The organism is Streptomyces sp. NPDC091287 (assembly GCF_044768525.1).
Taxonomy (GTDB): Bacteria; Actinomycetota; Actinomycetes; order Streptomycetales; family Streptomycetaceae; genus Streptomyces.
Window position 1 is genome coordinate 129,931 of sequence record NZ_JBIVUV010000010.1, and the last position, 25,866, is coordinate 155,796.

Below are 25,866 nucleotides of genomic sequence, written 5' to 3' on the forward strand. Positions count from 1 at the left end.
TGCCTCAATCCGAAGCCCGTGGCTCGTGCCGCAGGCGCCACCCCGCCCAGGCCGACTCGACCATGGTGCGTATGCCGTGCCGGGCCGACCAGTCCAGCTCCCCGGCGATACGGTCCACGGAGGCGACCACCCGGGCCGGGTCTCCGGGGCGGCGGGCCCCGGTGGCCGGGGGCGGGCCGGTGCGGCCGGTGACGTCGAGGATGATGCCGACCATCTCGGCGACGGAGGCTCCCTCGCCCCGGCCGATGTTCAGCACCAGTTCGGCGGACGGGTCGCGGGCCAGTCGGCGGGCCGCGGCGACGTGTGCGGAGGCGATGTCCTCCACATGGACGTAGTCACGGACGCAGGTGCCGTCCGGGGTCGGATAGTCGTCGCCGAAGATCCGGGGGGCCTCGCCGGCCTCCAGGCGTTCGAAGACCATCGGGACCAGGTTGAAGACGCCTTCGTCGGCCAGTTCCGCCGAAGCGGCCCCGGCCACGTTGAAGTAGCGCAGGGAGGCCGTGGCCATGGAGTGCGCCCGGCCGGCCGCGGCCACCAGCCACTCGCCCGCCAGTTTGGTCTCGCCGTACGGGCTGAGCGGCAGGCACGGGGTGTCCTCGGTGACCAGGTCGACGTCGGGCATGCCGTAGACCGCCGCCGACGAGGAGAACAGGAAGCGGCGGACACCGGCCGCGGCCGCCGCCTCCAGCAGGGTGCGCAGTCCGTCGACGTTCTCGCGGTAGTAGTACAGCGGTCGTTCGACGGACTCCGCCACCTGCTTCTTGCCCGCGATGTGCACGATGCCGGTCACCGCGTGGTCGGCCAGCACCCGGTCGAGCAGCTCCCGGTCCAGGACCGAGCCCACGACGAGCGGGACGCCGTCGGGAAGGCGTTCCGCGCGCCCGGTGCTGAGGTCGTCGAGGACGACGAGGCGCTCCTCGCCCGTCATCTGCGCGACGACGTGGGATCCGATGTAGCCGGCCCCGCCGGTGATCAGCCAGGTCATCGTCAGCCGCCGATGACGACGCGGCGCACGCCGGCCCAGTTCGCCGGGTCCGTGGTGCGGCGGCCGTCGACCAGGACGCGGACGTCCGGGAGGTCGGCGGCGGCCAGCTCGCGGTACTCGGCGTGGTCGGCCTGGAGGATGGCGGCGGTGACGGCCTGGTGGGCGTCGTGCGGGACGAGGCCGAGGGCGGTCAGCTCCTCGGGGGTGTACATCGGGTCCGAGACGAAGGGCACCGCGCCCCGCGCCTTCAGGGCCTCGACGACGCCGAAGACGCCGGAGAACGCGGTCTCCTTGACGCCGCCGCGGTAGGCCGCGCCCAGCACCAGGACCCCGACGCCGTCCAGGTCGCCGTAGGCGGCGGCCAGCAGGTCGACGGCGTACGCGGGCATCGCGGCGTTGGCCTCGCGGGCCGAGCGCACGACGGTCGCCTCCGGGTCGTTCCACAGGTACATCCGCGGGTAGATCGGGATGCAGTGGCCGCCGACGGCGATGCCGGGCTGGTGGATGTGGCTGTAGGGCTGGCTGTTGCAGGCCTCGATGACCTTCTTGACGTCGATGCCGTTCTGGCCGGCGAACCGGGCGAACTGGTTGGCCAGGCCGATGTTGACGTCGCGGTAGGTGGTCTCGGCGAGCTTCGCCAGCTCGGAGGCCTCCGCCGTGCCGAGGTCCCAGACGCCGTTGGGGCGGGGCAGGTCCTCCCGCTCGTCGAAGTCGAGGACGGCCTCGTAGAAGGCGACGCCGCGCTCGGCGGACGCCTCGTCGATGCCGCCGACGAGCTTGGGGTAGCGGCGCAGGTCGGCGAAGACCCGGCCGGTGAGCACCCGCTCCGGGGAGAAGACCAGGTGGAAGTCCTCGCCGGGGGTCAGGCCCGAGCCCTCGGCCAGCATCGGCGCCCAGCGGGTACGGGTGGTGCCGACCGGCAGCGTGGTCTCGTAGCTGACCAGGGTGCCGGGCTTCAGGCCCGCCGCGATGGCCTTGGTGGCGGAGTCCATCCAGCCGAAGTCGGGGGTGCCCTCGGCGTCCACGAAGAGCGGGACGACGACCACGACGGCGTCGGAAGCGGCGACCGCTGCCGTGGTGTCCGTCGTGGCGGAGAGCAGGCCGGCGCCGACCGTCTCCTTGAGCAGGCGGTCGAGGTCGTGCTCACCGGGGAACGGCTCGGTGGCCGCGTTGACGAGTTCGACGACCTTCTCGTTGACGTCCGCGCCGATGACCTTGTGGCCCTTGGCTGCGAACTGCACGGCGAGCGGAAGTCCGATCTTGCCGAGCGCGACTACACAGATATTCATCGGGTTACTTCCTCTTCGACCTGGACAGTGCGCGGCGCAGCCGTGCGCCCACACTGGGCTTCGGTTCCCGCAGGGGGGCCGTCGTGATCACGAGCCGGCCCTTCGCGTTGGTGTTCGCCGCCACCCGGTGGGGGTCGGTGCTCCCCCACCGGCGGGCCAGCGGCATCGGCAGCCCCTCGGTGCGGACCGGGATCTCGTACGGGGTGCCCGCCACGTCCACGTAAAGGCGGGCGCCCCTCTTGGTGCGTGTGAGCGCCAGCGGGATACGGGCGGTCAGCAGGGTGCCGCCGTCCTTCGCCGCTTCGGCGGTGAGCGTGCCGCCACGCTCCGGGCGCGGGGCGTCCGCGGGCAGCTTGCGCGCGCCGGACTTGTCCGCGCTCTGCGGCATGGCGCCCTGGGCGAGGGCGACGACGGCCGAGGAGGTGTCGCCGGTGATGCCGGCGCGCACCCGCAGGACGCAGGCGAAGTCCGTGCCCTCCTGCTCCCAGTCGGCCGACTCCAGTCGTGTGCCGGCGGAGAGGCGGCCGGCCACCGACTCGCCGAGGACCTCGTAGTACCGCTCGTCGAGGCCGACGGCCGGGTCACGGAACCCGGGGTAGGTGGCGAAGGCCCGGTCGCCCTCCAGCAGGAAGGGCGGTGCTCCGTGTTCGGTCTCCTCCGCGATGGCGCGGGTGAGCTCGTCGACGGCGCCGCTCCGGGCGAGGCCGAAGCGCACCCGGCGCTTGACCCCGGTGCCGTCGCGCAGGCCGTCGGTGAAGTAGGCGTCCACCAGGGCGCCGACGCCTTCGCACACCTGGCGGCGGGTGTCGGCGTCGAGCGTGGGGAAGTCCTTCTGCAGGAGCTTGGTCAGCTCCCAGTCGAAATGCCGCTTGAACACGGCGTCACGCCGCGGGCCGGCGGGGATCAGGGCGGCCGTGTGCTCCATGATCCGCTGGACGCAGCGGAGCCGGGCCAGGTGGTTCGCCCGGTAGGTGATGTTGCTCGCGTCACCGCGCTTGACCGCGTAGTAGCAGGTGTAGTCGGAGATCACGGAGATCTTCCGGGCCCGGACGCACGCCTCGATGGTGAACGGCTGGTCGCTGCCGACCGGCATGTCCTCGGGGAAGCGGAGCCCGTGCTTCTCGACCAGTTCCCGGCGGAAGAGCTTGGTGTTGGCCAGGGTGTAGGGCAGCTCGGAGTCGTCGAGGGTGACGTCACGGTTGCCCGTGTACAGCTTCTGGTGGACGTAACGCCCGTTCGTGCCGACCATCTTGCCGACGACCACGTCGGACTCGTTGGCGTCGGCGCAGGCGACCATCCGCTCCAGCGCCTCTTCGCCGAGGTGGTCGTCCGAGCCGATGAAGTACACGAAGCGACCGGCCGCCAGGTCGAGGGCGCGGTTGCTCGGAGCGGCCGGGCCGCCCGAGTTGGGCTGGTGGACGACAGTGAAGACGCCCGGGTACCGCTGCGCGTAGCGGTCGAGTTCCTTGCCGCTGTCGTCGGTCGAACCGTCGTCGACCGCCACGACCTGGAGCCGCTCGTGACCGATGCTCTGGCCCACCAGCGAGTCGAGGCACTCGGTGAGGTAGGGCATCGTGTTGTAGACGGCCACGACCACCGTGACATCGGGTGTGGTCACCTTCTGGGCTCCTGCCCCTGGTCCGCCGGGATCAGCACCGTGGTGCCGCTGGTGGCGGATTCCAGCACGGAGGCGGCCACCTCGACCGTACGGAGCCCCTGGCGCAGGGTGCAGATGTCGGCCGGCTTGCCCTGTACGGCGTCGCGGAACAGCTCGTGCTCGACGAGCAGCGGCTCGCGCTTGGGGATGGCGTAGCGGATCATGTCGCCCTCGGAGACCCCGCGGAAGGCGCGCAGCGCCTCCCACTCGGTGGTGACCGCGGCGTTGGAGTGGAAGGTGAGGTCGGCCGTGAGGGTGTCGGCGATGAAGCAGCCGCGCTCGCCGGTGACCGAGGTGAAGCGTTCCTTGAGCGGGCTCAGCCAGTTGACCAGGTGGTTGACCATCGTGCCGTCGGACAGCTGGCCCACGGCGGAGACCATGTCCTCGTGCGGGCGGCCGGACTTGGAGACGGTGTGAGCGGCGATCGAGGTGTACGTCCGGCCGGTGACCCAGCCCGTCAGGTCGATGTCGTGGGTGGCCAGGTCCTTGACCACGCCGACGTCGGCGATCCGGTGCGGGAACGGGCCCTGGCGGCGCGTGACCACCTGGTAGACGTCGCCCAGCTCGCCGGCCTCCAGGCGGGCGCGGAGCGAGAGGAGGGCCGGGTTGCAGCGCTCGATGTGGCCGACGCCGGCCACCAGGCCGCGCGACTCGAACGCGTCGACGAGGCGGCGGGCGCCCTCGACGGTGTCGGCGAGCGGCTTCTCGATCAGGGCGCTGACACCGGCGTCGGCGAGCTGGAGGCCGACCTCCTCGTGCAGCGCGGTCGGGCAGGCCACGACGGCGTAGTCGATGCCGAGGGCGATGAGCTCCTCGACGGTGGCGAGGACGGGGGCGCCCTGGGCCCAGCCGTTCTTGTCGCCCATCGGGTCGACGACGCCGACCAGCTCGACGCCCTCCAGGCTCGCGAGGACACGGGCGTGGTGGCGGCCCATGGAGCCGAGGCCGATGAGTCCGGCCTTCAGTACGGCGCTCACAGGTTCTCCCCCAGGGAGTTCACCGCGGCGGCGATCCGCTCCAGGTCGCCCTCGGTGAGCGAGGGGTGGACGGGCAGCGAGACCACCTCGGCGGCGGCCCGCTCGGTCTCGGGCAGGTCCCAGGTGCGGCCTGCCTTCTGGTCCGGCTCCCAGTAGGGCTTGAGCCGGTGGATCGGCGTCGGGTAGTAGACCGCGTTGCCGATGCCCGCCTCGGTGAGCTTCGCCATCGCGGCGTCCCGGTCACCGCTGATCCGCACGGTGTACTGGTGGTAGACGTGCCGGGCGCCCTCGGCCACCGGCGGCGTGGTGACGGCCGGGGCGGTGATGTGGGCGTCGAGGTACGCGGCGTTGGCGCGGCGCTGCTCGGTCCATGCCTCCACCTTGCCGAGCTGTACGCGGCCGACGGCGGCGGACACGTCGGTCATCCGCATGTTGGCGCCGACGATCTCGTTGGCGTACCGCTGTTCCATGCCCTGGTTGCGCAGCAGACGCAGGGTGCGCGCCAGTTCGGCGTCGGCCGTGGTGACCATGCCGCCCTCCAGGGAGTGCATGTTCTTGGTCGGGTAGAAGCTGAACGTGCCGCCCGCGCCGAACGCGCCGACGGGGGTGCCGTTCAGCGCCGCGGCGTGGGCCTGGCAGGCGTCCTCGACGACGGCGAGCTTGTGCTTGTCGGCGATGGGCATGAGCTTGTCCATCGCGGCGGGATGGCCGTAGAGGTGCACCGGCATGATCGCGGCGGTGCGCGGCGTGATCGCGGCTTCGACCGCCGCCGGGTCGAGGCCGAAGCTGCCCGGCTCGATGTCGGCGAACACCACGTCGGCTCCGACGAGGCGGACCGCGTTCGCGGAGGCGGCGAAGGAGAAGGAGGGGACGATCACCTCGTCGCCGGGGCCGATGCCCAGGGCCAGCAGCAGCAGGTGGAGGGCCGAGGTCCCCGAGTTGACGGCGACGCAGTGCCGGTCGTCGACCAGGCGGGAGAAGCCCTCTTCGAAGGCCGCGACCTCCGGGCCCTGCACGACGCGACCGCTGCGCAGCACGCGTACCGCGGCCTCGATCTCGTCTTCCCCGATGACCGGGCGGGCAGCAGGAATCGGCTGCTCGTTGATGCTCGTCATGAACGTCCTCCTTGAACACCGCAAGAGCTCGTTACCAGGCAGAGCTCCGGGTGCGGGACGTCTTACCGAGGTCGCGCGTAACCCCACCGGCGCGATGCCGACGCCCTGCCGAGGAATCCGGCCCGGTCGGTAGGTTCGCCGGGCCTTGTCACCAACCGTAGTTTCCGTGAAGAACGCTCACACGCGTGGCAACCGCCGTCACATTATCAGGGATTTCTCAGCCCATTTCGGGCTCGTTAACCGGCCCTTGCATCAGTTCTGAAACAAAGCAGGTGTCCCGCCCCGATGTACTCGGAGCGGGACACCTTTAGATGAACAACCGGTTACGGATTCATCAGCCGGTCGACGACTCGCCCTCCACGGAAGGCGCGGAAGCCGTTACGGACGGCGACGACTGCTCAGCGGCGACGGTCTTCTTCGTCGTCTTCTTCGCGGCCGTCTTGGCCGTTGTCTTCTTGGCGGCGGTCTTCTTCGCGACGGTCTTCTTGGCGGCCGCCTTCTTCGCCGGCGCCTTCTTGGCCGCGGCCTTGCGAGCCGTCTTCTTCGCCGGGGCCGACTCCGCGGATTCGGATTCGGAATCCGCTGTTCCGGATTCCGCCGCTCCCGTCGCTCCCGCCACTCCCTCGCCGTCGGATTCCGGGGCCTTCGCCTCGGGCGCCGAAGCGACCACGACGACCTCCGTGTCGTCCGACCCGGTGGGCGAGCCCGCCGGTGCGGTGACCTTGCGGGTCACCCGGCGCCGGGCGCGCGGCGGGGCGGCCACGGGGGTCTCGGCCTCGGGGGCCTTCTCCTCCGGAGCCTCGGGGGCCGGCGTCTCGACGGCGGGCGCCTCGACGACCGGGTCCTCGACCGCGACCGGGTCCGTGGTGGGCTCGGCCGGCCGGACCGGCTCCGCGGTCTCGGCCTGCTTCGGCGAACCCGCCGGGGCGGTCGCCTTACGGGTGGCCCGACGGCGCGGGCGCCCCTGGGGCGCGGCCTCGACCGGAGCCTCGGGGGCCTCGGGGGTCTCCGGGGCCTCCACAGCGGGCGTGTCGAGAACCGGCTCGGGCCGGGCCTCGGCGACGGGTACCTCGACGACCGGGGCGGACGCCTCGGCCCTCGGGGCGCCGGCCGGGGCCGACGCCTTGCGGGAGGCCCGACGGCGGCCACGGCCTCGCGTGGCGGCCGCCTCCGCCTCGGCGGGGCTGCCGTAGAACTCCTCGTCGGCGGTCACCTCGGGCTCGACGGCCACCGGGGCGGCGACCTCCGCGGCCAGCTCGGCCTCGGTCTCGGCGGGCTCGGCCGCGTGCTCGTCGTGACCGTGCTCGTGGTCGTGACCGTGCTCGTGGTCCTGGCCCGCGCCGCCGCGGCCGCGCTTCTTGGACTTCTTGCCACCACCACCGCCGACGGACGTCGGCTGCTCCATGTGGACGATGACGCCGCGCCCGTTGCAGTGGACGCAGGTCTCGGAGAAGGACTCCAGCAGACCCTGGCCCACCCGCTTGCGGGTCATCTGGACCAGGCCCAGCGAGGTGACCTCGGCGACCTGGTGCTTGGTGCGGTCGCGGCCCAGGCACTCCAGGAGCCGGCGCAGCACCAGGTCCCGGTTGGACTCCAGCACCATGTCGATGAAGTCGACGACGACGATGCCGCCGAGGTCGCGCAGCCGCAGCTGGCGCACGATCTCCTCGGCCGCCTCCAGGTTGTTCCTGGTGACGGTCTCCTCCAGGTTGCCGCCCTGGCCGGTGAACTTGCCGGTGTTGACGTCGACAACGATCATCGCCTCGGTCTTGTCGATCACCAGCGAACCGCCGCTGGGCAGGTAGACCTTGCGGTCCAGCGCCTTCATCAGCTGCTCGTCGATACGGTACGTCGCGAAGACGTCGACCTCGGAGGTCCAGCGGGAGAGCCGCTCGGTGAGGTCGGGCGCGACGTGCGAGACGTAACCGTGGATGGTCTCCCATGCCTCGTCGCCGCTGACGATGACCTTGGAGAAGTCCTCGTTGAAGATGTCGCGGACGACCCGGACGGTCATGTCCGGCTCGCCGTAGAGCAGCGTCGGCGCGTTGGAGCCGCTGGTGCCCTTCGCCTTCTTCTGGATGTCCTCCCACTGCCCCTGGAGCCGCTCGACGTCACGGCGCAGCTCGTCCTCGCTCGCGCCCTCGGCGGCGGTGCGCACGATGACGCCCGCGTCCTCGGGGACGATCTTCTTGAGGATGGTCTTGAGGCGGGAGCGCTCGGTGTCGGGCAGCTTGCGGCTGATCCCGGTCATCGAGCCCTCGGGCACGTAGACGAGGTAGCGGCCGGGCAGCGAGACCTGGCTGGTCAGACGCGCGCCCTTGTGGCCGATCGGGTCCTTGGTCACCTGGACCAGGACCGACTGGCCGGACTTGAGCGCGGTCTCGATGCGGCGCGGCCCATGGGCCATGCCGAGCGCCTCGAAGTTGACCTCACCGGCGTACAGGACGGCGTTGCGGCCCTTGCCGATGTCGACGAAGGCGGCCTCCATGGACGGCAGCACGTTTTGGACCTTGCCCAGGTAGACGTTGCCGACGTAGCTGGTGGCCTGCTCCTTGTTGACGTAGTGCTCGACGAGCACGTTGTCCTCAAGGACGCCGATCTGGGTGCGCTCGCCGCTCTGGCGGACGACCATCACGCGCTCGACGGCCTCGCGGCGGGCGAGGAACTCCGCCTCGGTGATGATCGGGACCCGGCGGCGGCCCTGCTCGCGGCCCTCGCGGCGGCGCTGCTTCTTGGCCTCCATACGGGTCGAGCCCTTGATGGACTGGACCTCGTCGAAACCGGTGCCCGGCTCGCGCTCCTCCTTCTTGCGGGGCTCGCGGACCTTGACGACCGTACGCTCCGGGTCGTCGGGGGTGCCGTGGTCGGCCTCGGCGGCGGCGTCACCGCTGCGGCGACGGCGACGGCGGCGACGGCGGCTGCTGCTCGACCCGGAGGCCGAGGAGTCGTCGTCCTCGTCGTGCTCGTCGTCGGCGTCCGAGCCCTGGCCCCGGCCCCGGTCCTGCTCGTCCTCGGAGCGGGGCTCCTCGGCGCGGGACGGCGCGGGCGCGGCCTGCTCGGCGGGCTGCTGCTCGTCGTCCGTGTCATTGGCCTCGCCACGACGGCGGCGACGGCCGCCGCGACGGCGACGGCGCGAGGGGCGGTCGCCGTACTCGTCGGTGTCCTCGCCCTCGTGCTCGTCCGTCTCGGCCTCGGGGGCCTCGTCGGCGGGCTGCTCGGCGGGCGCCTCCACAGGAGCGGCGGGCTCGGCGGCCTGCTCGGTCCCGTCGGCCTCGCCACGGCGGCGACGACGGCGGCGCGAGCCGCCCTGCGGCGCGGCCTCGGCGGGCGGGGCGCTCTGCTCGACCTCGGCGGTCTGCTGCTCCTCGACCTCGTCGGCCTCGTCGGGCGCCGAGGAGGAACCGGCCGCGGCAGCGGCGGCGGCCGCGGTCTCGGGGGTCTGGAACATCGGCTCGGCGAAGACCGGGGCCTGGAAGACGGCGACGGCGGGGCGCGTCGCGCGCCGGCCCTTGCGCGTCGGCTCCTCGGGCTTGGTGGTGAACTCGGGGCGACCGGCGGCGGCGGTGGCCCGGCGGCGCTGGCGTCCGCGCGGGGCGGCCTCCTCGACCTCCTCCACCTCGGCGGCGAGCTCCTCGGCGACGGCGGCGGGCAGGCTCTCGCCGGCCTCGACGGGCTCCGCGGGGGTCTCGACGAACTCGGCGGCCGGCTGCGGCGTACCGGCGGGCGCGGACGCCTTGCGGGACGCGCGGCGGCGGGCGCGCGGGGCCGGGGTCTCCTCGACGGCCTCCGCCTCGGCCGCGGGGGCCTCGGCGGCGACGGGCGTCGGCTCGGTCACCGTCTCGTCGACGGGCGCGTTTGCTCCCGGCGTGCCGGCGGGGGCCGAAGCACGGCGGCGGGCACGGCCGCGAGGGGCCTCGGCGGGCTCCGGCTCGACGACGGCAGCGGCGGGCTCGACCACGGCGGCGGGCTCGGCGGCGACGGCCGGCTCGACCACGACGGCGGCCTCGGCCGCCGCCGGGGCGCCCGCGGGGGCGGTGGCCTTGCGGGAGGCGCGACGGCGGCGGGGCGCCGGGGGCTCCTCGACGACGGCCTCGGCCTCTTCCTCGGGCTCGGCCTCCTCGGCGGGCTCGGCCGGGGTCTCGACGACCGGGGCCACGGTCTCGGCGGCCTCCGGCGCACCGGCCGGGGCGGTGGCCTTGCGGACCGCGCGGCGGCGGGTGCGCGGCGCGGGCGCGGCGGGCTCCTCCTCGGCGGCGGCCGGCGCGGGGGCCTCGGCGACCGGGGCGGGCTCGGTGTTCTCCACCGGCTCCGGGGCTCCGGCGGGCGCGGTGGCCTTACGCACGGCGCGACGGCGCGCACGGGCGGGCGGGGCGGTCTCGGCGACCGTTTCCCCGGGCGTGTCGTCCGCGGCGGGGGCGGCGGACCCGGCGGCCGGTATGGCCGGCGTGACGTCCTCGGCGGGGGCCACGGTCGCACCGGGCGGGCCCGCCGGGCGGGAAGCGGCGCGGCGCCTGCGGCGCGGCGGCAGCTTGTCCCCGGGGGTGTTCTCTTCGTTGTTCCCGGTGGTGCCGGGTTCGTTGGGCTGAGGCATGCGGGCGGTTCTCCCGTCGTGCTCCCGGGCGCCGCGTCTGATTCCGGTCCGGCACGGTCCGCAGTGGTGCGATACCGCCGTCCGGGGCGCGGGCGCCACACGGGAACTGATGTCTGGCTCGCCGGTTCCGTCTGCGGTGTGCCTACGGCCTGGCGAAAGTCTTATGGGTCAGTGCGCGGCCCGACCCAGGTGGCTCCCGAGTCGGAGGGCTGCGCTACAACGACCGCCTTACGCGGAACCTGCACCTTCCGGCGCCGTCGCGACGGCTGCCCCGGCGACCGCGGGATGTGCGGTCGGGGCGGCCTCGCGGTCGGGCGCGAGCGGGTCGGTCACCGTGCCGGACTCCTCGTCGAAGAGCCCCTGCGCCAGCCTCGTCACCGCGGCGGGGACGGGCGGCGCCAGGTCGGCCACAGCTCGGAGACCGGACAGGACGTCGTCGGGTCGCACGGCAGGTGTCACGTGCCGAACAACCAGGCGCAGTATCGCACAGGGCCGCTCGACCGGCCTATCGGCCGGAGCGTCGACGACCCGCAGGTCGGCGACGGCGCCACGGGCGTCGAACGTCCGGATGCCGTTCTTCGCCTTGCGCTGGACCTCCACGGTCCCGGCGTCGTTGAACGCGGCCACGGCGGTTCGGACGTCCTCGGGATCGACGCCGTCCAGGCGCATCTCCCAGACGGACGCGGTGAGCCGCTCGGCCAGGCCCGAGGTGCGGGCCTCCACCGCGTCGATGATGTCGAGGCCGTCCGGCATCGACTCGTCGAGCAGTCCGCGCAGGACCTCGGGGTCCCGCGCCTCGGTGAGGGCGATCTCCAGGAACTCCGCCTCACTGCCCGTGCCGGTGGGTGCGGCATTGGCGTAGGAGACCTTGGGGTGGGGGGTGAAGCCCGCCGAATACGCCATGGGCACCTCGGAGCGGCGCAGTGCCCGCTCGAAGGCCCGCTGGAAGTCTCGGTGGCTGGTGAACCGGAGGCGGCCGCGCTTGGTGTAGCGCAGGCGGATGCGCTGCACTGCCGGTGCGGGCGGCGGGCCTTCGGGCTGTCGCTTGCCCAGTGGTTCTTCTCCTCGGTGCGGGGCGGGCGCGGTGGCGCGCCGCCCACGAGATTCGGGTGGCCCCCGGGTGCCGCTCCGGCTCACCCCCGCTTGACGAGTTTCTCGCCGAGCAGAGGGGTCTCGGACGCCTGCGCCGCGCTGGGGACAGTCGTTGTACTACCCAGAGTACGCGCAGGGATCCCCGCCGGTTCCCGGGACCGTGCGCCGTCCGTGGAGCCGACCAGCGCCCGCCACGCGTCGCGGCGCGCTAGGCGCACGGTTTCCCGGGCGGACGCGAGGGCCGTGCGGGCGGCCCGGCCCGCCTCGGCGGCGGCGCGGCGGGCCGGGGCCCACACGGAGTCGCGCAGGAAGTGGCCGACGGGGGTGCACACGGTGCGGTACGCCCAGGAGGCCGGCGCGCCGATCACGTACCGGGCGATCGTGGCGAGGGCCCGCCCGACGGCCCGGGAGACATACCCGGTGATCCGCCAGGCGACCTCGAACGCGGCGGCGATCTCCCGGCCGACCGGGGCGAGAAGCCGGCGGTACGTCCAGGAGACGGGGGCGACGAGCAGGGTCATGACCAGCCAGGTGACGGCGGTGCCCAGCCCGTGTCCGATGGCCGCGATCCCCCGCCAGAGCCGGCCCAGCACCCAGGCGGTGCCCTGCCACAGCTTGCCCAGGACCCAGGCCGTGCCGAGGCCGATGGGGCTGAGGACGGCCTCGTACAGCCACACCACCGGGACGACCATGCCGTAGCGGACCACGGGCACGATCACGTACCGCCACAGAGCTGCGACCGGCAGGACGAGCAGGGTGGCGAACAGCCGGGCCAGGCCGGTTCCGAGGCCGCGTGCCGCCGGGACCAGCAGGGCGGTGCCGATCCAGCGCAGGCCGTGGCCCAGCGGCGTGAGGACGGCCCGGTACAGCCATGCCGCCGGCGCGGCGATCCCGTAGCGGGCGACGGGGACGATCACGTACCGCCACAGGCCGATCCAGGGCCAGAGGAGAAGGGCGACGGCCAGCCAGGAGGCGGCCTTGCCGAGCGGGGTGAGGACCCAGGTGTACAGCCAGGTCAGCGGGGTCGTGACGAGGGTGGCGAGGAGCCACGCCAGGGCCCGGCCGAGCGGGCGCAGCAGGACACGGTCGGCGGCGTGCCAGAGGGCGGCGAGCGCGTCCCAGACCATGCGGACGGGCAGGACGAGCACCACGACCACGATCCGCACCGGGATCCTGATCAGCGTGGTCAACACGCCTTCGCCGGGTTCGTACCCCTGTGGGGCCTGGTGCTTGCCGTAGTCCATACCGCCAAGGACGCGTCAGGCCCGGTCCGGGGTTGCCGGGCCGGGCCTGCGGGTCGTTCGGGGACCGCTACTTGTTGACGACGCTGAGCGGCAGGAGCTTCTTGCCGGTCGGGCCGATCTGGATGTCCAGGTCGAGCTGCGGGCAGACGCCGCAGTCGAAGCAGGGGGTCCAGCGGCAGTCCTCGACCTCGGTCTCGTCGAGCGCGTCCTGCCAGTCCTCCCAGAGCCAGTCCTTGTCCAGGCCGGAGTCGAGGTGGTCCCAGGGCAGGACCTCCTCGTAGGTGCGCTCGCGGGTGGTGTACCAGTCGACGTCGACCCCGAATTCGGGCAGCGTCTTCTGGGCGCAGTTCATCCAGAGGTCGTAGCTGAAGTGCTCGCGCCAGCCGTCGAAGCGGCCGCCGGACTCGTAGACCGCGCGGATGACGGAGCCGACGCGGCGGTCGCCGCGCGAGAGGAGGCCCTCGACGATGCCGGGCTTGCCGTCGTGGTAGCGGAAGCCGATGGAGCGGCCGTACTTCTTGTCGCCGCGGATCTTGTCGCGGAGCTTCTTCAGCCGGGCGTCGGTGTCCTCGGCGCTGAGCTGCGGTGCCCACTGGAAGGGGGTGTGCGGCTTGGGCACGAAGCCGCCGATGGAGACCGTGGCGCGGATGTCGTTCTGGCCGGAGACCTCGCGGCCCTTGGCGATGACGTTGACCGCCATGTCGCCGATCTGGAGGACGTCCTCGTCGGTCTCGGTGGGCAGGCCGCACATGAAGTACAGCTTCACCTGGCGCCAGCCGTTGCCGTACGCGGTGGCGACCGTCCGGATCAGGTCCTCCTCCGAGACCATCTTGTTGATGACCTTGCGCATGCGCTCGGAGCCGCCCTCGGGGGCGAAGGTGAGGCCGGAGCGGCGGCCGTTGCGGGTCAGCTCGTTGGCCAGGTCGACGTTGAACGCGTCGACGCGGGTCGAGGGCAGCGAGAGGCCGACCTTGTCCTCGGTGTAGCGGTCGGCGAGGCCCTTGGCGATGTCGGCGATCTCGCTGTGGTCGGCGGAGGAGAGCGAGAGCAGGCCGACCTCCTCGAAACCGGTCGCCTTGAGACCCTTCTCGACCATCTCGCCGATGCCGGTGATGCTTCGCTCCCGCACGGGGCGCGTGATCATGCCGGCCTGGCAGAAACGGCAGCCGCGGGTGCAGCCGCGGAAGATCTCCACGGACATCCGCTCGTGCACGGTCTCCGCGAGCGGGACGAGCGGCTGCTTGGGGTAGGGCCACTCGTCGAGGTCCATCACCGTGTGCTTGGAGACCCGCCACGGCACGCCGGACCGGTTGGGCACGACGCGGCCGATCCGGCCGTCGGGGAGGTACTCCACGTCGTAGAAGCGCGGGACGTAGACCCCGCCGGTCTTCGACAGCCGGAAGAGCACCTCGTCGCGGCCGCCGGGGCGGCCCTCGGCCTTCCAGGCGCGGATGATCTCGGTGATCTCCAGGACGGCCTGCTCGCCGTCGCCGACGACCGCGCAGTCGATGAAGTCCGCGATCGGCTCGGGGTTGAACGCGGCGTGGCCGCCCGCGAGGACGATCGGGTGGTCCACGTCACGGTCCTTGGACTCCAGCGGGATGCCCGCGAGGTCCAGGGCGGTGAGCATGTTGGTGTAGCCCAGCTCGGTGGAGAAGCTCAGCCCGAAGACGTCGAACGCGCCGACGGGGCGGTGGCTGTCCACGGTGAACTGCGGCACGTTGTGCTCGCGCATCAGCGCTTCGAGGTCGGGCCAGACGCTGTACGTGCGCTCGGCGAGGACGCCCTCGCGCTCGTTGAGCACCTCGTAGAGGATCATGACGCCCTGGTTGGGGAGTCCGACCTCGTAGGCGTCGGGGTACATGAGGGTCCATCGGACGTCGCAGCTGTCCCACTCCTTGACGGTGGAGTTCAGCTCACCGCCGACGTACTGGATGGGCTTCTGCACATGCGGGAGCAGAGCTTCGAGCTGTGGGAAGACCGATGCGGCAGACATCTCGCGAACCTTCGTGAGCCGGCAGGGGTGACCATCCAGCGTACCCCGGTACTCAACGCCTCAGATCCGCGCGCACTCCGGGGGCGGCGGCGCGGGCCCAGACCTCGGGCAGTTCGCGCTCCCGGGCCTCGGCGGCGGCCTCCTCCTGGCCGTACAGGAGCCCCCAGGTGAACGCGGTCTCCCCCGCCGCGTGCGACTGGATCGCGAGCGTGCGCAGGGCCTCGCGGGCGACGACGCTGTCCTGGTGGTCGCCGAGGACGGTCTGCACGGCCTTCACGCGCTTGGCGAAGCGCTTGGCGGGCTTGCCGAGCGCGGGGCGGGCCGCCTCGCCCGCGTACCGGGCGCGTTTGGCGGCCTTGCGGGCCTCGTGCATCGCGGTGTCCCGCTCGGGGCCGGGCGGCTGCTCCAGAGCGTGGTCCATACGGCGCGCGAGCTTCTTGTAGTCCTTGAGCACCGCCCGGGGCAGGGCCTTGTCGGGCGCGCGGCCGGCGGCGGGGCGCAGGGGCGGGTCGGTGCTCAGCGCGTCGAGCGCGTCCAGGAGGTCCAGATACCGCTTCCCGTCCAGTACGTCGATGATCCTGCGGCGCGATCCGGTGCGGCGGGCGGCCGACCAGGCGCGGAGGCGGCCGCGCACCGGGCCGAGGGTCAGGGTGGCGGGCAGGGCCTCGACGCGGGTGCCGAGGCGTTCGTCCAGGACCTCCTGGTCACGGTCGAGGCCCAGTTCGGCGGCGAGCCACTTGAGCTCCGCGCCCAGGGGGTCGGTGACCTCGCGGTCGAGGAGCCCCCGGTGGGTCTTGAAGGTGCTGCGCAGCCTGCGGGTGGCGACGCGCATCTTGTGCACGGAGTCGGGCAGATCGCGGCGGACGGCGGGGTCGAGGCGGACGATCGCGGAGATCTGCTTCCGTACGTAGGCGAGGACGTGGTCGCCCGCGGTGTGCGGCGCGTCCTTCTCCCGCCCTTCCCCGTCCCGTACGGGTGTCGTCTCCGCCAGCGCCCGGGCGAGCTTCGAGGAGGACTCCGCGGGGCGTACCCCCGCCTTGCGGAGCCGCTTCTCGACGGCGTCCAGGATCGCGGGATCGCCGTCGTCGGCCAGCTCGACCTCGATCTCGGTCCAGGTGGCGGTGGCACCGCTCCCCTCCCCCGCGAGGCGCTCCGCGAGCACCTTGTCGACGCTGACCTCGGCAAGGAGGGTTCCGTCGGCGGCCAGCAGGTGGTGGACGTCCCGGGAGGAGAGCAGCCGGACGACGGGGGCGATCTCCGCGTGGCGGACCCGGGAGCGGAGCAGGGCCGACAGTGCGGGCGGCACCGCGTCGGAGAGCGGCTCGTGGATCTCGTCCCGGACGCCGACGGCGACGGGGAACTTCGCGTGCCAGCCCTCGTCCGCCCCGCCGGTCCTGCGGCGCAGGGTGAGGGCGTCGGCGGCGAGGCGGAGGTCGGCGGTGTCGTAGTAGACGGCGTCGAGCTCCGTCAGGCCGCGGTGGACCGTCCGGTCGACCCCGGCCGCCCTGGTCAGGTCGGGCAGCCGGGTGTCGTCGGTGGCTTCGTACTTCCGCTCGATCTCTCGCTTGGTGTCCGCCATGTAGGGACACCTACCCGGCGTGTGCCGGGTTCAGGCGGACATCGGCCGTTGCACCCTGATGGACTGCAACAGCCCGATCGCCACCCAGACGGCGAACATCGAGGATCCTCCGTAGGAGACGAAGGGCAGCGGCAGCCCGGCGACCGGCATGATGCCGAGCGTCATGCCGATGTTCTCGAAGGACTGGAAGGCGAACCAGGCGATGATCCCGGCGGCGACGACCGTGCCGTACAGCTCGGTGGTCTCGCGGGCGATCCGGCAGGCGCGCCACAGGACGACGCCCAGGAGCACGATGATCAGCCCCGCGCCGAGGAAGCCCAGCTCCTCGCCGGCGACGGTGAAGACGAAGTCGGTCTGCTGCTCGGGCACGAACTGGCCGGTGGTCTGGGTGCCTTCGAAGAGGCCGGTGCCGGTGAGTCCGCCGGAGCCGATCGCGATGCGGGCCTGGTTGGTGTTGTAGCCGACGCCCGCCGGGTCGAGCGCGGGGTTGGCGAAGGCGGCGAACCGGGCGATCTGGTAGTCGTCGAGCAGACCGAGCTGCCAGACGGCGACGGCCCCGCCCACGCCCGCGCCGAGGAGGCCGAAGACCCAGCGGTTGGAGGCGCCGGAGGCCAGCAGGATGCCGAGGACGATGACGGCCATGACCATCACCGAACCGAGGTCCGGCATCAGCATGACGATCGCCATGGGGATGGCCGCGAGGCCCAGCGCCTTGGCGACGGTCCGGTGGTCGGGGTGGACCTGGTCGCCCGCGTCGACGCGGGCCGCCAGCAGCATCGCCATCACGAGGATGATCGTGATCTTCGTGAACTCGGAGGGCTGGATCGAGAACCCGGCGGGGAGCTTGATCCACGCGTGGGCGCCGTTGACCGTGGTGCCGAGCGGGGTGAGGACCGCCAGGACGAGCAGCACCGAGATGCCGTAGAGGACCGGGACGGCCCCGCGCAGCGTGCGGTGGCCGAGCCAGATCGTGCCGATCATCAGGGCGAGGCCGATGCCGGTGTTGAGGGCGTGCCTCAGGAGGAAGAAGTACGGGTCGCCCTGGGTGAGGTGGTCGCGGTTGCGGGTCGCGGACCACACGAGCAGCGCGCCGAGGAACGAGAGCGCGAGCGCGGCCCCGAGCAACGGCCAGTCCAGCCGCCGTGCGAGGGAGTCGCGGGCGGTCAGCTTGGCCCAGGAGCCCTCGTCGGGGCCGTAGCGGGAGACGGAGAATCCACCTGCCATCAGGGCTGCCTCCCGTTCGACGCCGGCGATCCGGTGAGTCCGGGCTGGCCTCCGGGCGGCAGGGGCAACTGGGGTTCCTGTCCGCCCGGCTGCTCCCCGGGCTCGGCCGGAGTGGGGTCGTAGGGCTTGACCTTGGGGGCGTAGATCGAGCCGTCGGGCTGGATCTTCGGCAGCGCCTTCTGCGGCTCCGGCAGGAGGGCCTTCTTCTTGTCCTGGTTGCCCTCGGCGTCGAGGCCGTAGAGCGCGTCGTAGATCTTGCGGACGGCGGGCCCGGCGGAGCCGGAGCCGGTGCCGCCCTGGGAGATCGTCATGACGATCGTGTAGTCGTCGGTGTAGGTCGCGAACCACCCGGTGGTCTGCTTGCCGTACACCTGGGCGGTACCGGTCTTGGCGCGCATCGGGATCTTGTCCTGCGGCCAGCCGCCGAACCGCCAGGCGGCGGTGCCGCCGGGCTCGACCACCGAGCGCAGCCCCTTGTCGAGGTCCTTGATGGTCTGGGCGCTGACCGGCAGCTTGCCGCTGGCCTTGGGCTTGATCTCCTGGACGGTCTTGCCGTCGGGGCTGATCACGGCCTTGCCGACGGTGGGCTCGTGGAGGGTGCCGCCGTTGCTGATGGCGGCGTAGGCGGTGGCCATCTGGATCGGCGTGACGAGCACGTCACCCTGGCCGATCGAGTAGTTGATGCTGTCGTAGGCCTTGAGCTGGTTGCCTTCGAGGCAGCTCTCGTACGCGATCTGCTGGACGTAGGTGCCGCCCTTCTTGCCCTCCTTGCACCAGGCGTCCTTGTTGGCCTCCCAGAAGTCCTGCTTCCACTGGCGGTCCGGGATGCGGCCCTTGACCTCGTTGGGCAGGTCGATGCCGGTCTCGGAGCCGAGGCCGAAGTCTCGGGCGGTGCGGTAGAACCAGTCGTTGGCGTCCTTCTTCGGCTTTATGCCGCCGTCCTTCACCCACTCCTCGTGGCCGAGACGGTAGAAGACGGTGTTGCAGGAGTACTTGAGCGCGTCGCCGAGGGTGATGGGGCCGTGGCCCTGGGACTCAAAGTTGGCGAAGGTCTGGTTGCCCAGGCTGTAGGAGCTGCTGCACTGGTAGAGGTCGTTGAAGTCGTTGCCGGCGCGCACGGCGGCGCTGGCGGAGACCACCTTGAAGATCGAGCCGGCGGGGGCCTGGCCCTGGATGCCCCGGTTGAGCAGCGGGTAGTTGGACTTCTTGCTCGTGAGCTTGGCGTACTGCTTGCCGGAGATGCCGCCGACCCAGTCGTTGGGGTCGTAGTCGGGCTGGGAGGCCATCGACACGATGCGGCCCGTCTTGGACTCCATCACGACGACGGCGCCGGAGTCGGCCTCGTACTTCCGGCCGGTGATCTTGTCGGTCTCCCCGCGGACCAGCTTCATCGCGGCGGCGAGCTCGTGCTCGGCGACCGCCTGGACGCGGGCGTCGAGGCTGGTGACGAGCGTGGAGCCGGACACCGCCGGGTCGTTCTCCGCCTCGCCCATGACGCGGCCGAGGTTGTCGACCTCGTAGCGGGTGACGCCCGCCTTGCCGCGCAGCTCCTTGTCGTACGTGCGCTCCAGGCCGGAGCGGCCGACCTGGTCGGAGCGGAGATAGGGCGACGGGCCGTCCTGCGCCTTCTGGATCTCCTCGTCGGTGACGGGCGAGAGATAGCCGAGGACCTGTGCGGTCCTCGCCTTGCCGGGTGCGGCGTAGCGGCGTACGGCGGTGGGTTCGGCGGTGATGCCGGGGAAGTCCTCGGCGCGCTCGCGGATCTGGAGGGCCTGCTGGGTGGTGGCCTCGTCGGTGACCGGGATCGGCTGGTACGGCGATCCGTTCCAGCAGGGCTGGGGGGTCTTGGAGTCGCAGAGGCGGACCTTGTCCCGGACCTCGCTCGCCTTCATGTCCAGGACGTCGGCGAGGCGGGTGAGGACGCCGACGCCGTCGTCCTTCATCTTCAGCAGCTCGGTGCGGCTCGCGGAGACGACGAGACGGGTCTCGTTGTCGGCGAGCGGCACGCCGCGGGCGTCGAGGATCGAGCCGCGCACGGCGGGCTGGACGACCTGCTGCACGCCGTTGCCCGCGGCTTCGGCGGTGTACTCGTCGCCGTTGCGGATCTGGAGGTACCACAGGCGCCCGCCGAGGGTGAGCAGCAGCGAGAAGACGAGGACCTGGATGACGATGAGCCGGATCTGGACCCGCTGGGTCCGCCCGGTCTCGGGAATGTTGCTCACGCGGTGCCCCCGATGGTGGTCCTGCTGGGGGTACGGGGGTCGCCCCCCGGGAAGTACGGCCTCACAGTCGCTTGACCCCCTTGATCCTGCCCGCGCGTGCGGCGCGGTTGCGGGCGGCCTTGACGCGCAGCCCGCCTCGCTGGTTGCCGATCCGCAGACCGGTGCCCGAGGCGAGCCAGCCGGCGGCGACGTCGTTGCCGCCGGACGAGGCCTCGGCGAGCGGATCGTTCTCGGTGCGTCTGGCCAGCGCCATGATGAGCGGCACGGTGAAGGGTGCCAGCAGCAGGTCGTAGATCGCGGCCGTGAACAGCAGGCTGCCCAGGCCCACATGGCGGGCGGCGGTGTCGCCGACGAGCGCGCCGACGCCCGCGTACAGCAGGGTCGAGCCGATCGCGGCGGCGACGACCACGGCCATCGGGGCGAAGGCCGACTTCAGTTGACCGTTCTCCGGCCGGGCCAGGCCCGCGAGGTAGCCGATGACGCAGAGCACCAGCGCGTAGCGCCCGGCGGCGTGGTCGGCGGGCGGGGCGAGATCCGCGAGGAGGCCCGCGCCGAAGCCGATGAGGGAGCCGCTGACCGGCCCGTACACGAAGGCGAGGCCGAGGACGGTGAGGAGCAGCAGGTCGGGGACGGCCCCGGGGAGCTGGAGGCGGGCGAGGACGGAGACCTGGACGACGAGGGCGACGACGACCAGGACGATCGAGAGCAGAGTCCGGTTGATGCGCATGGGGATCAGCTCTACTCCTGGTCGTTGGCCGCGTTGTCGGGTTGGGCGTTGCCCTGCTGGTCGCCTGCCGCGTCACCGGGGGCGTCGCCGCCCGGCTGCTCGTTGATGTTGCCGACGACCTTGCCGGAGCCGTCCACGAGGTCTCCGTTGGGCTGGACCGTGACGGTGACCGTGGGGGTCGGCTTCGGCTTCTTCTTGACGGGCTGCTTGGGCAGGACCATGTCGCGCGGGTCCTCGCGGGGCGCCTGGACGACGACGCCGACGATGTCGAGCTTGGTGAACCCGACGTACGGCTTCACGTAGACGGTCCGGGTCAGCGCGCCGCCGGAGGGGTCGACGCGGACGACCTCGCCGACCGGGACGCCGGGCACGAAGGGCTTGTCCTTGCTGGAGCCGAAGGTGACCAGCCGGTCGCCGGCCTTCACCTTGGCCTTGCCGTTGAGGAACTGCACCGACAGCGGGCGGGAGCCCTGGCCGGTGGCGAAGCCGAGCTCGTCGGTCTTCTCCATCCGGGTGCCGACGGTGAAGTCGGGGTCGTTGGCGAGCAGGACCGTCGCGGTGTTGGGGCCGACGGTGGTGACCCGGCCGACCAGCCCCTCCCCGTTGAGGACGGTCATGTCGCGGCGGATGCCGTCGTTGGCCCCGGCGTCGATGGTGACCGTCCAGGAGAAGCCCTGGGCCGCTCCTATGGCGATGACCTCGGCGCCCTTGATGCCGTACTGTCCGGCGCCCGCGTTCTTCAGCATGGCGTCGAGCTGTCGGACCCGGCTGTTGGTGCGGTCGTCGCTGCCGAGCTTGGCCTTCAGCGCGGCGTTCTCCTGCTCCAGGGTGGAGATGCGGTCGTGCCGGTTGCCGGAGTCCCGTACCGCGCCTATGGCGTTGCCCACCGGGTCGACCGCTGCCGCCACGCCGTTCTCGACCGGTCCGAAGACGGTGGCCGCGGCCTGCCTCGCGCCGTCGACCGGTGACTCCTCGCCGCCTCGGATATCCACCGTGATCAGGGCGAATGCGATGGCGATCAGCAGCACCAGGAGCAGCCGGCTCTCTCGTGTGTCCCTCACGTGCGGCGGCCGTGCCTTCCTCGTCGGAATGTTCGTGCCTTTTTGTACGTCGCTGTACGTGTATCCGCGTCGACGCGTGTCCGCGTCGGTGTGTCTCCGCGTCCGTACAGGTACAGCAACGATCTATATCAACGATCCGGCGGGCGGAGCGTCAGCGTCCGCTCGTCGGATGGGGTGGTGTCCCCGCGGGGACACCACCCGAAGTGCGCTAGCGGCGGGGCTGGGCGTCCAGCACCTGCTGGAGCGCCTCGAACTCCTCGACGCACTTGCCGGAGCCGAGCGCCACCGAGTCCAGCGGGTCCTCGGCGATGTGGATCGGCATGCCCGTCTCGTGGCGCAGCCGCTCGTCCAGTCCGCGCAGCAGCGCGCCGCCGCCGGTGAGGACGATGCCGCGGTCCATGATGTCGCCGGACAGCTCGGGCGGGCACTTGTCGAGCGTCGTCTTCACGGCGTCGACGATCGCGTTGACCGGTTCCTCGATGGCCTTGCGGACCTCGGCGGCCGAGATGACGACCGTCTTGGGCAGTCCGGACACCAGGTCGCGCCCGCGGATCTCGGTGTGCTCGTCCTTCTCCAGGTCGAACGCCGAACCGATGGTGATCTTGATCTGTTCGGCGGACCGCTCACCGAGAAGGAGCGAGTACTCCTTCTTGATGTGCTGGATGATCGCGTTGTCCAGCTCGTCACCGGCGGTGCGGATCGACTGGGCGGTGACGATTCCGCCGAGCGAGATCACGGCGACCTCGGTGGTACCGCCGCCGATGTCGACGACCATGTTCCCGGTGGCCTCGTGGACCGGCAGGCCGGAGCCGATGGCCGCGGCCATGGGCTCCTCGATGATGTGCACCTGGCGCGCGCCGGCCTGCGTCGACGCCTCGATGACGGCGCGGCGCTCGACCCCGGTGATACCGGAGGGCACACAGACGACGACGCGGGGGCGGGCCAGATAGCGACGCTTGTGGATCTTGAGGATGAAGTAGCGGAGCATCCGCTCGGTGATCTCGAAGTCGGCGATCACGCCGTCCTTCAGTGGCCGCACGGCAACGATGTTGCCCGGCGTGCGCCCGATCATCTTCTTGGCCTCGGAGCCGACTGCCAGAATTCCGCCGGTGTTGGTGTTGATGGCCACGACGGACGGCTCGTTCAGAACGATGCCGCGCCCCCTGACGTACACCAGCGTGTTGGCAGTCCCGAGGTCGATAGCCATGTCACGGCCGATGAACGACATTGAGTTCCCCTTGTTCCCCATGAGGATGCGTCGGGCCTTCCCAGGTAGCGAAGATGGCTGGTTCTGGTAGGCGAGGTTGGCGCTGCGGGCGTGGAAGCTTCCATCGTAGTGCCGTATGCACGGACACAGCGCGAGGGTCCTTCGCCATTGTGAGCGGAACGGGTGCCCGTTCTACCCATGGTGACGTTACGTCGGAGGGATGCGTTCCCGCGATCCCAAACCCTATGCCGAAGGGCGACCGAATTACTTCGGTCGCCCCAGGCGTACAGCGCTGTTTGGCCGATCGGGTCAGGAAAGTCCCGGAAAGAAAAGCTTCAGTTCTCGCTCCGCGGACTCCTCGGAGTCCGAGGCGTGGATGAGGTTCTCGCGGGTGATCGTGCCGAAGTCACCACGGATGGACCCGGGCGCGGCGGCGATCGGGTCGGTGGGGCCGGCCAGGGTGCGGACACCCTCGATGACCCGCTCACCTTCGGCCACCAGGGCGACGACGGGGCCGGACTGCATGAACTCCATGAGCGGCTCGTAGAACGGGCGGCCCTTGTGCTCGCCGTAGTGCTGCTCCAGCGTCTCGTGGTCCAGGGTGCGCAGCTCCAGCGCGGTGATCCGCCAGTCCGCCTTGCGCTCGATGCGGCCGACGATCTCGCCGATCAGGCCACGGCGGACCGCGTCGGGCTTGAGCAGGACGAGAGTGCGCTGAGTCATGTACGGCTCCTTGCAAGGCCAGGCATACGGGTGCGGTGAGGGCGAGATTACAGGGGTCCGGGGGCGGGTCTGCGCCCGGGTTCACCCAGGGTCACCTTCGGGCCCCGGAGATCCGGACGGGGAGGCCGCCCGGCCCGGGGGCCCAAGGTCTCAGGCCTCAAAGTCTCAGGCCGTGGCCTCTTCGGCTTCCTGCCTGGCGGCCCAGTTGGCCTTGGCCTCGTCGATCTTGCGCCCGTAGTGGATCGAGGCCCACCACAGACCGCCGAAGGCCAGGCCCAGGATGAACATCGTCGGGACCACGAACCCGCTCAGGACCAGGGCGACCTGGAGCGCCCAGCCCAGCTGGACACCGCCGGGCCGGGTGATCATTCCGCACAGCAGCACGGAGAGGAGCATGCCGAGGCCGCACACCGTCCAGACCACGGCCATGGAGGCGTCGTCCAGCTTCATCGCGACGAGACCGGCGAAGCCGATCACGAAGAACTCGCCGATCAGCGTCGACGCGCAGAGCGTCCGCATCCTTCTCTCAGCCCCTTCCCAGCAGCAGCCGGGCTTCGCCGACCGTGATCACGGATCCGGTCACCAGCACCCCGGCGCCCGCGTACTCGTCCTCCTCCTCGGCCAGCGTGATCGCCGCCTCCAGCGCGTCGTCGAGCCGCGGCTCGACCTGGACCCGGTCGTCGCCGAAGACCTCGACGGCGATCGCGGCCAGCTCGTCCGCGTCCATCGCGCGGGCGGTGGAGTTCTGCGTGACGACGACCTCCGCGAAGATCGGCTCGAAGGCCTCCAGGAGCCCGCGGGCGTCCTTGTCACCGCTCGTGCCGACCACGCCGATCAGCCGGGAGAAGCTGAACGCCTCGGAGACGCCGTCCGCCGCCGCCTTGGCCCCCGCCGGGTTGTGCGCGGCGTCCAGCACGACGGTCGGGCTGGAGCGCACGACCTCCAGGCGGCCGGGCGAGAGCACCGAGGCGAACGCCTTGCGGATCGCGTCGATGTCGAGGGAGCGGGCCTGCTCGGCGCCGATGCCGAAGAACGCCTCGACGGCGGCGAGCGCCACGGCCGCGTTGTGCGCCTGGTGGGCCCCGTACAGCGGGAGGAAGATGTCCGTGTACTCGGTGGCCGCGCCGCCGAGCCCGCGCAGCGTCAGCAGCTGTCCGCCGACCGCGATCTCGCGGGAGACGACGCCGAACTCCATGCCCTCGCGGGCCACGGTGGCGTCGACCTCGACGGCCTTCTTGAGCATCACCTGCGCGGCGTCCACCGGCTGCTGCGCCAGGATGACCGTGGCGCCCTGCTTGATGACCCCGGACTTCTCGCCGGCGATCTCGGCGGGCGTGTTGCCGAGCCGGTCGGTGTGGTCCAGCGAGATCGGGGTGACGACGGCGACCGTGGAGTCGATGACGTTGGTGGCGTCCCAGGTGCCGCCCATGCCGACCTCGACGACCGCCACGTCGACGGGCGCGTCGGCGAAGGCCGCGTACGCCATGCCGGTGAGGACCTCGAAGAAGGAGAGCCGGTAGGGCTGCTGGGCGTCGACCATCTCGACGTACGGCTTGACGTCCTCGTACGTCTCGATGAACCGCTCGGGCTCGATCGGGGAGCCGTCGAGGCTGATCCGCTCGGTGATCGACTGGACGTGCGGGGAGGTGTAGCGGCCGGTACGCAGCTCGAAGGCGTTGAGCAGGGCCTCGATCATGCGGGCCGTGCTGGTCTTGCCGTTGGTGCCGGTGATGTGGATGGAGGGGTAGGCGCGCTGCGGCTCGCCGAGGACGTCCATCAGCGCGGCGATGCGCGTGACGGACGGCTCCAGCTTGGTCTCGCCCCAGCGCCCGGCGAGCTCCTGCTCCACCGCGCGCAGCGCCTTGTCGGTCTCGGGATCGGCCGGGCGGGCGGGGACCGCTTCGCCCTGGGGCTGGCCCGAGTGGGCGCGCAGTGTGCGGCTCCCGGCCTCGATCACCGCCAGGTCGGGGTCGCGCTGGGTCGCCTCGTCGACGATCTCCTCGAAGGTGTCGTCGGGATCGGGCGCGTCGTGCCGGTCTGAAGGGCGGGGCTCACTCACGGGCCCAGTCTACGGATGGGCGCCGACATCGCGCGCAGCGCCCGGCGGAGTGGGGGCGGGCGGGGCACGGAGGGCGTACGGCGAAGCCCCCGCGCCCCGGTCGGTCGGGGGATGCGGG

The 25,866-nt window shown here is 71.8% G+C and carries 18 protein-coding genes; all 18 read right to left on the reverse strand.

Annotation, left to right across the window (positions count from 1 at the left end; all coding sequences use genetic code 11):
* Positions 1–4: 4 nt before the first annotated feature.
* The 18 genes from galE to ACIQRW_RS18925 all read right to left on the reverse strand — a co-directional run bounded on the left by galE (position 5) and on the right by ACIQRW_RS18925 (position 25,748).
* Positions 5–985 (reverse strand): UDP-glucose 4-epimerase GalE, encoded by a 981-nt coding sequence (gene galE / locus ACIQRW_RS18840; protein ID WP_403761343.1) that lies wholly within the window; start codon positions 983–985, stop codon positions 5–7.
* 2 nt (positions 986–987) lie between these two features.
* Entirely contained in the window at positions 988–2,274 is a 1,287-nt protein-coding gene (locus tag ACIQRW_RS18845; RefSeq protein ID WP_403761346.1) for a nucleotide sugar dehydrogenase, read from the reverse strand.
* Positions 2,275–2,278: 4 nt separating this feature from the next.
* Positions 2,279–3,892 (reverse strand): glycosyltransferase family 2 protein, encoded by a 1,614-nt coding sequence (locus ACIQRW_RS18850; protein WP_403761349.1) that lies wholly within the window; start codon positions 3,890–3,892, stop codon positions 2,279–2,281.
* The gene (locus ACIQRW_RS18855; protein ID WP_403761351.1) at positions 3,889–4,908 is read right to left on the reverse strand and encodes a Gfo/Idh/MocA family protein; all 1,020 of its coding nucleotides are present in this window, start codon (positions 4,906–4,908) and stop codon (positions 3,889–3,891) included. Before ACIQRW_RS18855 ends, ACIQRW_RS18850 begins: the two co-directional genes overlap by 4 nt.
* Positions 4,905–6,023 carry a DegT/DnrJ/EryC1/StrS family aminotransferase gene (locus ACIQRW_RS18860; RefSeq protein ID WP_403761354.1) on the reverse strand — a complete coding sequence of 373 codons (1,119 nt, stop codon included), beginning with the start codon at positions 6,021–6,023 and terminating at the stop codon, positions 4,905–4,907. The genes ACIQRW_RS18855 and ACIQRW_RS18860 overlap by 4 nt, the downstream gene beginning before the upstream one ends.
* Positions 6,024–6,357: 334 nt before the next feature.
* The gene (locus tag ACIQRW_RS18865; RefSeq protein WP_403761358.1) at positions 6,358–10,614 is read right to left on the reverse strand and encodes an Rne/Rng family ribonuclease; all 4,257 of its coding nucleotides are present in this window, start codon (positions 10,612–10,614) and stop codon (positions 6,358–6,360) included.
* Between the two features lie 228 nt (positions 10,615–10,842).
* Positions 10,843–11,625, reverse strand: a complete 783-nt coding sequence (locus ACIQRW_RS18870) for a TIGR03936 family radical SAM-associated protein (protein ID WP_403761361.1) — start codon at positions 11,623–11,625, stop codon at positions 10,843–10,845.
* Between the two features lie 122 nt (positions 11,626–11,747).
* Positions 11,748–12,950 carry a hypothetical protein gene (locus ACIQRW_RS18875; RefSeq protein WP_403761363.1) on the reverse strand — a complete coding sequence of 401 codons (1,203 nt, stop codon included), beginning with the start codon at positions 12,948–12,950 and terminating at the stop codon, positions 11,748–11,750.
* A 67-nt stretch (positions 12,951–13,017) separates the two neighbouring features.
* Positions 13,018–14,946, reverse strand: coding sequence for a TIGR03960 family B12-binding radical SAM protein (locus ACIQRW_RS18880; protein ID WP_403761365.1), 1,929 nt, complete (start codon positions 14,944–14,946; stop codon positions 13,018–13,020).
* 52 nt (positions 14,947–14,998) lie between these two features.
* Positions 14,999–16,525 (reverse strand): CHAD domain-containing protein, encoded by a 1,527-nt coding sequence (locus ACIQRW_RS18885; protein WP_403761368.1) that lies wholly within the window; start codon positions 16,523–16,525, stop codon positions 14,999–15,001.
* Between the two features lie 30 nt (positions 16,526–16,555).
* Positions 16,556–17,749: a rod shape-determining protein RodA gene (gene rodA, locus ACIQRW_RS18890; protein WP_403761370.1), complete on the reverse strand. Its 1,194-nt coding sequence runs from the start codon at positions 17,747–17,749 to the stop codon at positions 16,556–16,558.
* On the reverse strand, positions 17,749–19,971 hold the full coding sequence (mrdA, locus tag ACIQRW_RS18895) for a penicillin-binding protein 2 (protein WP_403761373.1): 2,223 nt from the start codon (positions 19,969–19,971) through the stop codon (positions 17,749–17,751). Before mrdA ends, rodA begins: the two co-directional genes overlap by 1 nt.
* A 61-nt stretch (positions 19,972–20,032) precedes the next feature.
* Positions 20,033–20,698 carry a rod shape-determining protein MreD gene (gene mreD, locus ACIQRW_RS18900; protein ID WP_403761375.1) on the reverse strand — a complete coding sequence of 222 codons (666 nt, stop codon included), beginning with the start codon at positions 20,696–20,698 and terminating at the stop codon, positions 20,033–20,035.
* An 11-nt stretch (positions 20,699–20,709) separates the two neighbouring features.
* Positions 20,710–21,759 carry a rod shape-determining protein MreC gene (mreC, locus tag ACIQRW_RS18905; protein WP_403761378.1) on the reverse strand — a complete coding sequence of 350 codons (1,050 nt, stop codon included), beginning with the start codon at positions 21,757–21,759 and terminating at the stop codon, positions 20,710–20,712.
* Positions 21,760–21,967: 208 nt separating this feature from the next.
* Positions 21,968–22,987 carry a rod shape-determining protein gene (locus ACIQRW_RS18910; RefSeq protein WP_018959187.1) on the reverse strand — a complete coding sequence of 340 codons (1,020 nt, stop codon included), beginning with the start codon at positions 22,985–22,987 and terminating at the stop codon, positions 21,968–21,970.
* A gap of 288 nt (positions 22,988–23,275) precedes the next feature.
* Positions 23,276–23,689: a nucleoside-diphosphate kinase gene (ndk, locus tag ACIQRW_RS18915; RefSeq protein WP_228922622.1), complete on the reverse strand. Its 414-nt coding sequence runs from the start codon at positions 23,687–23,689 to the stop codon at positions 23,276–23,278.
* 165 nt (positions 23,690–23,854) lie between these two features.
* The gene (locus ACIQRW_RS18920) at positions 23,855–24,208 is read right to left on the reverse strand and encodes a DUF4233 domain-containing protein (protein WP_403761382.1); all 354 of its coding nucleotides are present in this window, start codon (positions 24,206–24,208) and stop codon (positions 23,855–23,857) included.
* A 7-nt stretch (positions 24,209–24,215) separates the two neighbouring features.
* Entirely contained in the window at positions 24,216–25,748 is a 1,533-nt protein-coding gene (locus ACIQRW_RS18925) for a bifunctional folylpolyglutamate synthase/dihydrofolate synthase (protein ID WP_403761385.1), read from the reverse strand.
* Positions 25,749–25,866 lie beyond the last annotated feature (118 nt).

Excerpts from the sequence above, each read along its gene's own strand:
- galE (WP_403761343.1), bottom strand. The coding sequence starts at position 985 with ATGACCTGGCTGATCACCGGCGGGGCCGGCTACATCGGATCCCACGTC.
- ACIQRW_RS18845 (WP_403761346.1), bottom strand. The coding sequence starts at position 2,274 with ATGAATATCTGTGTAGTCGCGCTCGGCAAGATCGGACTTCCGCTCGCC.
- ACIQRW_RS18860 (WP_403761354.1), bottom strand. The coding sequence starts at position 6,023 with ATGACGAGCATCAACGAGCAGCCGATTCCTGCTGCCCGCCCGGTCATC.
- ACIQRW_RS18865 (WP_403761358.1), bottom strand. The coding sequence starts at position 10,614 with ATGCCTCAGCCCAACGAACCCGGCACCACCGGGAACAACGAAGAGAAC.
- ACIQRW_RS18875 (WP_403761363.1), bottom strand. The coding sequence starts at position 12,950 with ATGGACTACGGCAAGCACCAGGCCCCACAGGGGTACGAACCCGGCGAA.
- ACIQRW_RS18880 (WP_403761365.1), bottom strand. The coding sequence starts at position 14,946 with ATGTCTGCCGCATCGGTCTTCCCACAGCTCGAAGCTCTGCTCCCGCAT.
- ACIQRW_RS18885 (WP_403761368.1), bottom strand. The coding sequence starts at position 16,525 with ATGGCGGACACCAAGCGAGAGATCGAGCGGAAGTACGAAGCCACCGAC.
- rodA (WP_403761370.1), bottom strand. The coding sequence starts at position 17,749 with ATGGCAGGTGGATTCTCCGTCTCCCGCTACGGCCCCGACGAGGGCTCC.
- mreD (WP_403761375.1), bottom strand. The coding sequence starts at position 20,698 with ATGCGCATCAACCGGACTCTGCTCTCGATCGTCCTGGTCGTCGTCGCC.
- ACIQRW_RS18910 (WP_018959187.1), bottom strand. The coding sequence starts at position 22,987 with ATGTCGTTCATCGGCCGTGACATGGCTATCGACCTCGGGACTGCCAAC.
- ndk (WP_228922622.1), bottom strand. The coding sequence starts at position 23,689 with ATGACTCAGCGCACTCTCGTCCTGCTCAAGCCCGACGCGGTCCGCCGT.
- ACIQRW_RS18920 (WP_403761382.1), bottom strand. The coding sequence starts at position 24,208 with ATGCGGACGCTCTGCGCGTCGACGCTGATCGGCGAGTTCTTCGTGATC.